Origin of the sequence: Actinosynnema sp. NPDC059335 (genome assembly GCF_042752395.1) — a bacterium.
Classification (GTDB): domain Bacteria; phylum Actinomycetota; class Actinomycetes; order Mycobacteriales; family Pseudonocardiaceae; genus Actinosynnema.
In genome coordinates this window covers 29,700-40,631 of record NZ_JBHYXZ010000018.1, presented here as the reverse complement: position 1 = coordinate 40,631, position 10,932 = coordinate 29,700, and the positions used below count along the sequence as shown (strand labels likewise).

Annotated in this window: 9 protein-coding genes; 8 read left to right on the top strand and 1 reads right to left on the bottom strand. The window is 72.2% G+C overall.

The window, feature by feature from the left end; all coding sequences use genetic code 11:
• The first annotated feature begins 11 nt into the window (after positions 1-11).
• The gene (locus ACFXGA_RS08580; RefSeq protein ID WP_378085618.1) at positions 12-1,280 is read left to right on the top strand and encodes a hypothetical protein; all 1,269 of its coding nucleotides are present in this window, start codon (positions 12-14) and stop codon (positions 1,278-1,280) included.
• Between the two features lie 306 nt (positions 1,281-1,586).
• Here ACFXGA_RS08580 and ACFXGA_RS08575 read toward each other — a convergent pair whose 3' ends face one another.
• Complete coding sequence (locus ACFXGA_RS08575; RefSeq protein ID WP_378085616.1) at positions 1,587-1,985, bottom strand: hypothetical protein; 399 nt, start codon at positions 1,983-1,985, stop codon at positions 1,587-1,589.
• 111 nt (positions 1,986-2,096) lie between these two features.
• Here ACFXGA_RS08575 and ACFXGA_RS08570 point away from each other — a divergent pair, with 111 nt between their 5' ends.
• From ACFXGA_RS08570 to ACFXGA_RS08540, 7 genes are all read left to right on the top strand, one after another.
• The gene (locus tag ACFXGA_RS08570; RefSeq protein WP_378085614.1) at positions 2,097-2,741 is read left to right on the top strand and encodes a hypothetical protein; all 645 of its coding nucleotides are present in this window, start codon (positions 2,097-2,099) and stop codon (positions 2,739-2,741) included.
• 284 nt (positions 2,742-3,025) lie between these two features.
• Entirely contained in the window at positions 3,026-6,277 is a 3,252-nt protein-coding gene (locus ACFXGA_RS08565) for a glycoside hydrolase N-terminal domain-containing protein (RefSeq protein WP_378085612.1), read from the top strand.
• Positions 6,278-6,472: 195 nt separating this feature from the next.
• Positions 6,473-7,324 carry a fumarylacetoacetate hydrolase family protein gene (locus ACFXGA_RS08560; RefSeq protein ID WP_378085610.1) on the top strand — a complete coding sequence of 284 codons (852 nt, stop codon included), beginning with the start codon at positions 6,473-6,475 and terminating at the stop codon, positions 7,322-7,324.
• 17 nt (positions 7,325-7,341) lie between these two features.
• Positions 7,342-8,643, top strand: coding sequence for an enolase C-terminal domain-like protein (locus tag ACFXGA_RS08555; protein WP_378085689.1), 1,302 nt, complete (start codon positions 7,342-7,344; stop codon positions 8,641-8,643).
• Positions 8,640-9,392 (top strand): SDR family NAD(P)-dependent oxidoreductase, encoded by a 753-nt coding sequence (locus tag ACFXGA_RS08550; RefSeq protein ID WP_378085607.1) that lies wholly within the window; start codon positions 8,640-8,642, stop codon positions 9,390-9,392. Before ACFXGA_RS08555 ends, ACFXGA_RS08550 begins: the two co-directional genes overlap by 4 nt.
• A 31-nt stretch (positions 9,393-9,423) precedes the next feature.
• On the top strand, positions 9,424-10,470 hold the full coding sequence (locus tag ACFXGA_RS08545; protein WP_378085605.1) for a sugar ABC transporter substrate-binding protein: 1,047 nt from the start codon (positions 9,424-9,426) through the stop codon (positions 10,468-10,470).
• 22 nt (positions 10,471-10,492) lie between these two features.
• Positions 10,493-10,932: ATP-binding cassette domain-containing protein (locus tag ACFXGA_RS08540; protein WP_378085603.1), on the top strand; the 440-nt coding region annotated here is incomplete at its 3' end.

Here is a 10,932-nt window from a genome sequence, read left to right as displayed (position 1 = left end):
GGGAAGACCGCATGAGCGACGTCGCCTTCGGCCTCTCGGCCGGCACCCTGAACGACATCGCGGGCACCGTGTACCGGCGGCAGTACCCGCGGTACTTCAAGGACGGCAGGACCTTCACGAAGGACGGCAAGGAGTACTCGCTGTCCTGGGACGTCAGGCAACCCCCGGCGTTCGACCTGAAGTCCCCGGTGGACCGGCACCGCCTGGCGCACGACCTGCTCGGCGACGCGGACCCGCCGGGGATCGGCCGGGACGAAGTCCTGCGGATCCTCTCGGCGTCCGACCGGCGCGACGCCTTCCACGTCGACCTGAAGCAGGTGGACCTCACCCTCACCATCGACGGGACACCCGCGCACAACACCGTCTCGGTGCGCGTCGTCACCTCGATCAACGGGTCCGGGCACAAGCTCGTCATCACCCCGCTGAGCGCGAAGGTGTCGACCGGCCAGCAGCTCCCCGACTGGGTCTACAACGAGCACGTCGTCCCGATCGTGCTGGAGGCCGCGCGCCAACTGCTCGCCGGCATGCCCCTGCCGATCCCGACCGTCGCGGGGATCGCGCTGGGCCGGCCCGTCGCGCACGTGGCCGACGACCACCTGGTGATCACCGCCAACCTGTCCGGGAAGTCCCTGCCGACCGACGAGGCGGGTCCGTGGCCCGCCACCCCGTTCTTCGCCCAGCTCGGTCCCGACACGATCCGGGCCGTGACCGACGTCGGCACCCGGTACCTGGAAGGGCGGACCGCGTCACCGCACGACCAGACGGGCATCGGCCTCGGCACGGCCTACTACAAGGCGACCGTGGCCCTGCACGGCGTGCGCGCCGACGGCCGGGTGTCCGACGACCGCACGATCACCGTGTCGGCGCGGGTGACCGGCGGCGGGGCGGCCGGGATCAACTGGTTCTTCGGCGGGTCGACCGACGGGTTCTTCGCCCTGGAACTGATCCCGGACCCGGTCGCGGACGTGCGGCTGGACCTGGACGACGCGGTGCTGTCCGCGAAGACCGTGCACGTGGGTCACGTGACGCTCAAGCTCACGCCGACGCGGGGCGACATCGTCAGCGCCGTGCTGGCGTGGGTGACCAACGCGCTGTCCGGGCTCATCAGCCCGTTCGTCCGCCAGGCCATGACGGGCATCAGGTTCGACGTCTACCGCGTGCCCACGCTCCACGTGGACCTGGAGGGCGTCCACTTCGACGTGTCGCCGAAGGACCTGGACCTGTCGGCGCACAACGGCACGGTGGAAATCACCGGCCGCCTGCACGTCGCCCGCCGCTGACCGCCCACTGCGGACTACCCACGGCCGAATCCCGCCGCCGGCCGCTGGATCTCCGCCGCCGGCCTCCCGCCGCCGGCCTCCCGCCGCCGAATCCACTCCGCCGCCTCCCGCCGCCGACTTCCCGCGGCGGCAGCCCGGGGCGGTGCCCGCCGCGTCGCGCGTGGCTGCTGCGGCGGCACCCGAGGCGTGCGGTGCCACCCGGCCGCGTGGCCCGGGGGCGGTTGACGGTGGGGCGCCTGGGGACCGCCCACGTGCGACCTCGCCGCGTGTCCGCCGTGCCACCTCGCCGCGTGGCCGCGCGGAGGTTCAGGGCGGCGGCACCTCGGGGCCGTCCACGCGCCAGCGGTTCTTGTAGTTCCCGCCGATCGGCTCGTCCCACCCGGTCGCGCGGTACGTCACGCCGCCGAACTCGAACTGGAACCTGTTCAGGCCCACGAGCGCGTGCCGGGGACCCAGCACCCGCCACGCCACGGATTCCGCGGCGTCGTGGTAGAACTTCGACTTGCTGCGGTCGTTGTACGCCGAACTCTCGTGCGGGTTGGGGTAGAACTTGTAGGTGCCGCGCAGCTCCTGCAGCTCCGGCTTCCCCTCCTTCCGCGTCACCTCCACCTCCACGACGGCCTTCACGCCGCGCACGAGCCCCTTGCTGCTCAACTCCACCCCCTTCACGCTCACGATCTTCACGCCGGTGATCGCTGCGGTCATCTGGTCCTCCTCGGGTGGTGGTCACCAGAGTTCGGTGCCCGGGCCGGACCGTCAATCACCCCGTCCGGTGGTGCCGAACCGGGATGTCGGGCACCGCGTAGCCTGCTCGGCATGGATCTCGGTCGGGTCTTCGCCGGCGTGCCCCGGGTCGGGAGGGTGGACGGCTGCGCGTACTGCTATTCGCCGTCCGACCTGGAGCTGCTGGGCGGCGATCCGGCGGCGGTGCCGGACGACCTCGTCGGCTCCTTCGCGCGAGAGGTCACCGACCACTGGTCGGAGGACCAGTACGGCTTGATCTGGCGCGGCCTCGCGCCGCGGATCCTCGCGCTGGTCGAGGCGTCGCCCGACCGGCTCTTGCTGCGCGGCTTGACCCATGCCCGCTTCCCCGCGTGGCCGGACGACGAGCAGCGCGCGGTTCGGGCCGCGCTCCGCGCGATGCTGGCGGACGCCGTGACCGATGGCCGACCCGCGTCCTCCGTGGAGGAGTTGATCTGCGCGGCGGCCCACGTCGACCACGACCTGACGCCGTGGTTGGCCCACCTCCACACGATGACCGGTGACGACGCGGACGCCGGGATCGCGCGCCTGGCGCGGTACTGGGCCGCAGACCTCGCGGCGGGCGGCGAGCCGAGCCTGTGGTGGTTCCCCCGGGACCCGGCCGCGCCGATCCGGGACTGGCTGCGCTCCGACGAGTTGCACCGGCGTCTGTCCCGGACGGGTGACCGCGACGCGCTGATCGCCATCGCCGAGGTGTGACCCGATCCCCGGGCATCGGTCACCGGTAGTGCTCCTACGTTTACGGTCGGCCTGGCGGTCGTCTTCACCTGTTTCCCGAGAGATTGCACCCTTGACGCTGTAGAGATCGGATGTCTAGCCTTCGAGCCGTCGTGTTGCCCCGTGAGGAACACAGGTGCGAAGACATGAGCGTTCAACGGAGAGCGCTACGGCGGCGTGCCGCCGTGGTGACGGCCATAACCGGGTTCTCCCTGATCACAGCGACTGGCGCCGCCCCGGCGCAGGACATCGGAGGGCGTGAACGGGTGCCCGCCTCCTCGGCTTCGACCCTCTGGTACGACGAACCGGCCGCCAACTGGGAGTCCCAGGCCCTGCCCATCGGCAGCGGCGCGCTGGGCGCGATGGTGTTCGGCGGTCTCCAGAACGAGCAGCTCCAGTTCAACGAGAAGACGCTGTGGACCGGTGGTCCCGGGTCGCCCGGCTACGACTTCGGCAACTGGCGCACCCCGCGCCCCGACGCGATCAAGCAGGTGCAGGACCGGATCGCCGCCGAGGGGAAGGTCAGCCCGACCTGGGTCGCCTCGGTGCTCGGCCAGCCCAAGACCGGGTTCGGCGCCTACCAGACGTTCGGCGACCTGCGCATCTCCCAGCCCGAAGCGCCGCAGGGCGTCACGGGCTACCGGCGCAGCCTCGACATCGCGAACGCGACGGCGGGCGTCACCTACCAGGCCGGCGGCACCACGTTCTCCCGCGAGTACTTCGCCTCCGCCGCCGACGAGGTCGTGGTCGGCCGGTTCAGCGCGTCACGGCCGGGCAGCATCAGCTTCACGGCGTCGGTCACGACACCCGACAACCGCTCGAAGACCGTCACCGCGCGCGACGGCCGCATCACCGTGGCGGGCAACCTCAACGACAACAAGATGCGCTTCGAGTCGCAGGTGCAGGTCCGGACCACCGGCGGCACCCGCACGGACAACGCCGACGGGTCGGTCACCGTCTCCGACGCGGACGAGGTCGTCCTCGTCCTGGCCGCGGGCACCGACTACGCCGACCGGTACCCGACCTACCGCGGCGACGACCCGCACCGCGCGGTGACCTCCCGGGTGGACGCCGCCGCGCGCAAGCCGTACTCGCAGCTGCGCTCGCGGCACGTGGCCGACCACCGCGCGCTGTTCGACCGGGTCTCGCTGGACATCGGCCAGTCCATGCCGGACATGCCCACCGACGACCTGCTGCGCGCCTACCGCGTCGGGGAGCTGCCCGCGCCGAACCGCAAGGCGCTGGAGGCGTTGTTCTTCCAGTACGGCCGCTACCTGCTGATCGCGTCGTCCCGGGCCGGGTCGCTGCCCGCGAACCTGCAGGGCGTGTGGAACAACTCGACATCGCCGCCGTGGAGCGCCGACTACCACGTCAACATCAACCTCCAGATGAACTACTGGCCGGCCGAGACCACCAACCTCTCGGAGACCACGACGCCGTTCTTCGACTACGTGGACTCCATGGTCGCGCCCGGCACGAAGACCGCCGCGGACATGTTCGGCAACGACGGGTGGGTCGTGCAGAACGAGACCAACCCGTTCGGCTTCACCGGGGTGCACGACTGGGCGACCTCCTTCTGGTTCCCCGAGGCGGGCGCGTGGCTGGCCCAGCACTACTACGAGCACTACCTGTTCACCAAGGACGTGAAGTTCCTCCGCACCAGGGCCTTCCCGGTGATGAAGGCGCTGACCGACTTCTGGGCCGACGAACTGGTGGTCGACCCGCGGGACGGCAAGCTCGTGGTGAGCCCGAGCTACTCGCCCGAGCAGGGGGAGTTCACGGCCGGCGCGTCCATGTCCCAGCAGATCATGTGGGACCTGTTCACGAACACGCAGGAGGCCGCGCGGGTGTTGGGGGACAAGGCGGTCGTGAAGTCGACCGGCGACGTCCTGGCCAAGCTCGACCCGGGCCTGCGCATCGGCCGCTGGGGCCAGCTGCAGGAGTGGAAGGACGACCTGGACGACCCGAACAACGACCACCGGCACGTGTCCCACCTGTTCGCCCTGCACCCCGGCCGGCAGATCACCCCGCGGGACCACCCGGAGTTCATCCGGGCGGCCGAGGTGTCGCTGGCCGCGCGCGGCGACGGCGGCACCGGCTGGAGCAAGGCCTGGAAGATCAACTTCTGGGCGCGGCTGCTGGACGGCGACCACTCGCACCTGATGCTGGAGGAGCTGCTCAAGAGCAGCACCCTGGACAACCTGTGGGACACCCACCCGCCGTTCCAGATCGACGGCAACTTCGGCGCGACCGCCGGCGTGGCGGAGATGCTGCTGCAGAGCCACGGCGACGCCGTGGACGTGCTGCCCGCCCTGCCGTCCTCCTGGTCCGAGGGCAAGGTCACCGGCCTGCGCGCCCGCGGCGACGTCACCGTGGACGCCGAGTGGGCGGGCGGCGTGCCCACCAGGATCGTGCTGGACCCGGGGGCGTCGGGGGAGCTGAAGGTCTCCAGCGAGCTGTTCACCGGTCGGTACCGGCTGGTGGAGGAGAAGTCGGGCCGTGCCGTGGAGCACCGGCGCGACGGCCGGACGATCACCTTCGACGCGCACAAGAACCGCACGTACGTCGCCGTGTCGCAGGCGTCGGTCACGCTCAAGGCCCCGGAGCTGGTCGTCGCGGGCACGCCGTTCCAGGCCACGGCGACCGTCACCGCCCGCGACGCCGACCTGCCCGCCTCCCGCCTCGCCATGGCGCTGCCGGACGGGTGGACGGCCACGCCCGCGAACGTCGACGTCCCGGTTCTCCGCCGCGGGCAGTCGAAGGAGTTCACCTTCACCGTCACCCCGAAGACCGGGGCGACGACCACCCGGCTGGCCGTGACGTGGCAGGGAGCGGGCTGGCAGACCGGTGGCGTCACGCTGGTCCGGGTCGAACCGCCGCTGCCGTGCCCGGCGCCGCCGCCGGACGAGGCGCTGGTCGCGTGGGACCCGACCACCGGCGCCGTGGTGGCCGACAAGTCGACCTATGGACGCGACGCGACGGTGGACGGGACCGCCGCCTACGACCCGACCGCGCCCTCCGGCTCCGGTCTGGTGCTGGACGGCCAGACGTACCTGCGGACGCAGCCGCTGACGCTCGGGTTCCTCAAGGAGGCGACGTTCGCCGCCGAGGTCAAGGTCGGCGGCGCCGGCTACCGCCGCCTGTTCGACTTCCAGCCCGGCGGCAACCCCGGCACCGACGGCGTGCTGATCGACCTGACGCCGTCGAACAACGTGCGGTTCATCGGGGCGAACCAGAACGTCACCACCGACGCGGTCGTCCCGACCGGGCGCTACGTGGACCTCGTGGTGGTCATGGGCAAGGGCGGTGAGATCGACGTCTACGTCGACGGTGTCCGGGCCGGCGGGGCGCGGGTCTCCGGTGCGGGCATCAACGGCTGCGCCACCCGGCAACTCCGGTTCGCCGCCGACCAGGACGGCGGCCAGCGGCTGACGGGCGCGGTCGACCGGGCCGCGGTCATCCCGGCCGCGCTGTCCGCCGACCAGGTCGGGAGCTGGCGCACCCGCGCCTTCGGCTAGGCGGTCATCGGATCACCCGCGCCGGTGACGGGCCGCCGGTGGGTGGCACGTCGGCGCGGGGTGCGGTAGCCGGTCCGAACGCGGACGGACCGGCCACCACATACATCCGATCTATTCGCCGAGAACCATGGACACCGTCCGCACAGCTGGGTATAAATCCCTCAAGAGATCCGATGTATGACGAGGTGGTCGAGCGTGAAGCTGCTACGGGTCGGAGCACCGGGTGCGGAGCGGCCCGCCGTGCTGGACGGGACCGGGGTCCCGCGGGACCTGTCGGGCGTGGTCGCCGACATCGACGGCGCGCTGCTCGCCGGGGACGGGCTGGACCGGGTCCGTGCGGCGCTGGCCGGCGGCGCGCTGCCGGCCGTCGCGCCGGGCGAGCGGATCGGGCCGCCGGTCGCGCGCCCCGGCAAGGTGGTCTGCATCGGGTTGAACTACTCCGACCACGCCGCCGAGACCGGCGCGCCGCTGCCCGCCGAGCCGGTGGTGTTCCTGAAGGCACCCTCCACGGTGGTCGGGCCGGACGACCGGGTGCTGGTGCCCCGGCGCAGCACCAAGACCGACTGGGAGGTCGAGCTGGCGGTCGTCATCGGCCGCACGGCCCGCTACCTCGACGGCCACGCCGAGGCGATGGCCTGCGTGGCGGGCTACGCGATCTCCAACGACGTGTCGGAACGGGAGTTCCAGCTCGAACGGGGCGGCCAGTGGGACAAGGGCAAGTCGTGCGAGACGTTCAACCCCCTGGGCCCCTGGCTGGTCACCGCCGACGAGGTCGCCGACCCGCAGGACCTGGGCCTGCGGCTGCGGGTCAACGGCGTCACCCGGCAGGACGGCAGGACCTCCGACATGGTGTTCGGGGTGGCGGAGGTCGTGCGCTACCTGTCCTGGTTCATGGTCCTCGAACCGGGTGACGTGATCAACACCGGCACCCCGGCCGGCGTCGCCCTCGGGCAACCCGACCCGAAGCCGTACCTGAGGGAGGGAGACGTGGTGGAGGTCGAGATCGACGGGCTCGGCCGGCAGCGGCAGGAGGTGGGGCAGGCGTGACGTCCAGGATCACCGGGATGGCGACGCACGACATCCGGTTCCCCACCTCGCTGGAGCTGGACGGGTCCGACGCCATGAACCCCGACCCCGACTACTCGGCCGCCTACGTCGTCATCACCACCGACGACCCGGACGGGCACGAGGGCCACGGGTTCGCGTTCACCATCGGGCGCGGCAACGAGGTGCAGGCCGTCGCCATCGACGCGTTGCGCGAGCACGTCGTCGGCCGCGACCTGGAGGCCACCATGGCCGACCTGGGCCGCGTGTGGCGGGACATGGTGCACGACTCGCAGTTGCGCTGGCTGGGCCCGGAGAAGGGCGTCATGCACATGGCGATCGCCGCGGTCGTCAACGCGCTGTGGGACCTCAGGGCCAAGCGCGCGGGCAAGCCGCTGTGGGTGCTGCTGTCGGAGCTGAGCCCGGAGCAGGTCGTGGACCTGGTCGACTTCCGGTACCTCACCGACGCGCTCACCCGCGAGGAGGCGCTGGACATCCTGCGCCGCGCCGAACCGGGCCGGGCGGAGCGCCGGGCGCGGCTGCTGGAGACCGGCTACCCCGGCTACACCACCTCGCCGGGCTGGCTCGGTTACGACGACGCCAAGCTGCGCCGGTTGTGCCGGGAGGCGGTGGCCGCGGGCTTCACCCAGATCAAGCTCAAGGTGGGCACCGACCTGGTCGACGACGTGCGCCGGATGCGGATCGCCCGGAGCGCGGTCGGACCGGACGTGCGCATCGCCATCGACGCCAACCAGCGCTGGGACGTGGACACGGCCGTCCGGTGGGTGCGGGAGCTGGCCGAGTACGAGCCGTGGTGGGTGGAGGAGCCGACCAGCCCGGACGACGTGCTCGGGCACGCCGCGATCGCCCGCGCCATCGCGCCGATCAAGGTCGCCACCGGGGAGCACGTGCAGAACCGGGTGGTGTTCAAGCAGATGCTCCAGGCCGGGTCGCTGTCCTACCTGCAACTGGACGCCGCGCGCGTGGCGGGGGTGAACGAGAACGTCGCGATCCTCCTGCTGGCGGCCAAGTTCGGCGTGCCGGTGTGCCCGCACGCGGGCGGGGTGGGCCTGTGCGAGCTGGTGCAGCACCTGTCCATGTTCGACTACGTCGCGGTGTCCGGGACCATGGACGACCGGGTCATCGAGTACGTCGACCACCTGCACGAGCACTTCGTGGACCCCGTGCGCGTCGTCGGCGGCCGGTACGCCGCGCCGACCGCGCCGGGGTTCAGCGCCACCATGCGCCCCGAGAGCATCGCCCGCTTCAGCTACCCGACCGGCCCGGCGTGGGCGGCGGCCGACCACCGGAGCGCCTCGTGACCGCGGACTTCGCCGGACTGCGCGCGATCGTGACCGGGGGCGGCTCCGGCATCGGCCTGGCCACCGCGACCCTGCTCGCCGCGCGCGGCGCGCGGGTCGCCTGCCTCGACCTCGACCCGACCGCCGTCCCCGGGCACCTGGTCGGCGTCACGGCCGACGTGACCGACGCCGAGTCGGTCACCGCTGCCGTCGACCGCGCCGCCGACCTGCTCGGCGGGCTCGACGTCCTGGTCAACAACGCGGGCGTCGGCGCGCAGGGGACCGTGGAGGCCAACCCGGACGACGAGTGGCACCGGGTGTTCGACGTGAACGTGGTCGGCATCGTGCGCACCACCCGTGCCGCCCTGCCCCACCTGCGCCGGTCCGCGAGCCCGTCGATCGTGAACACCTGCTCCATCGCGGCCACCGCGGGCCTGCCCAACCGCGCCCTCTACAGCGCCACCAAGGGCGCGGTGCTGTCGCTGACCCTGGCGATGGCGGCCGACCACGTCCGCGAGGGCATCCGGGTCAACTGCGTCAACCCCGGCACCGCGGACACGCCCTGGGTGCGCAGGTTGCTGGCCTCGGCCGACGACCCCGACGCCGAGCTGGCCGCGCTGCGCGCCCGCCAACCCACGGGCCGCCTGGTGACCGCCGACGAGGTGGCGGGCGCGATCGCCTACCTCGCCGGACCCGACTCCCGGTCCACCACCGGGACCGCGCTCGCCGTCGACGGCGGCATGCAGGGCCTGCGCCCCCGACCCCAGTAGCACCACACCGCCGCACAACCGGAGAACATCGATGAGGATCCCTTCCCGGACCGCCGCCGCGCTCGCGGTCGCGACCATGACCCTGGCCCTCGCCGCGTGCACCAAGGAGTCGCCGGCCGGCAGCGCCCCGGCGGGCGGCGCCGGACCGGGCGGCGTCGGCGTCGACCTGCCCCGGGCCGACTCCGACTTCTGGAACGCCTACGCCCGCTACGTGCCGCAGAAGGCCGAGGAGCTGGGCGTCGAACTCGTGTCCACGACGAACTCCCAGAACAACATCCAGACCGTGATCTCCAACGTGGACAGCATGGTCACGCAGGGCGCGAAGGCCATCGTCATGGCCCCGCAGGACACCGGCGCGATCGGCCCGAAGCTGGACGAGCTGGCGGGCAAGGGCATCCCGGTGGTCAGCGTGGACACCCGCCCGGACAGCGGCAAGCTCTACATGGTCGTCCGCGCCGACAACCGCGCCTACGGCACCAAGGCGTGCGAGTTCCTCGGCCAGAAGCTGGGCGGCAAGGGCAAGGTCGTCGAGTTCCAGGGCGCGTTGTCCTCGATCAACGGCCGGGACCGCTCCGAGGCGTTCAAGGAGTGCATGGACACCAAGTTCCCGGACATCACGGTGTTCGAGGAGCCGACCGACTGGGAGGGCAGCAAGGCGCAGGCCGCGCTGGAGACCCGCCTGTCCACCGACCCCGACATCAAGGGCATCTACATGCAGGCGGGCGGCGTGTTCCTCGACCCGACGCTCCAGGTGCTCAAGCAGCGCAACCTGCTGGTGCCGCCGACCGACCCCCGGCACATCTTCGTCATCTCCAACGACGGCATCCCCCAGGAGTTCGACGCCATCCGCAAGGGCGAGATCGACGCCACGGTCTCCCAGCCCGCCGACAGCTACGCCGGCATCGCCTTGTACTGGGCGAAGCAGGCGATGGCGGGCGTGACGCCCAAGGCCGGCCCCACCGAGCACGGCAGCACCGTCATCGAGCTGCCGAACGGCTTCGAGGACCAGCTCCCCGCGCCCCTGGTGACCAAGGACAACGTGGACGACCCCGCGCTCTGGGGCAACAGCGCCCGGTAGGGCGGACGGAAGGGTGTCACCGATGGACCGATCGACACCCGTCGTCGCGGCGGTCGGCATCGCCAAGAGGTTCGGGCCGACCGTCGCGCTGGCCGACGGGAACATCGCCGTGCTGCCGGGGGAGACGCACGCCCTCGTCGGCCGGAACGGGGCGGGCAAGTCGACGCTGGTCGGCGTGCTGACCGGGGTGCTCAAACCGGACGCGGGCCAGGTCCTCTTCGACGGTGAGCCGGCCCCGCCGATCGGCGACCGGACGGCGTGGCGGCGGCGCGTGGCCTGCGTCTACCAGCACCCGTCCGTGGTCAAGGACCTGTCCGTGGCGGAGAACCTGTTCCTGCACCGGCAGCCGCGCGGGCGGTTCGGCCTGATCTCGCCCCCCCGGTTTGGCCCCGCGGCGGGCCGGCTGCGCGAGAGCGCGCAGGGGCCCGGGGGCCCCCCCCCCCCGCCCCCGGGCCGGGCGGG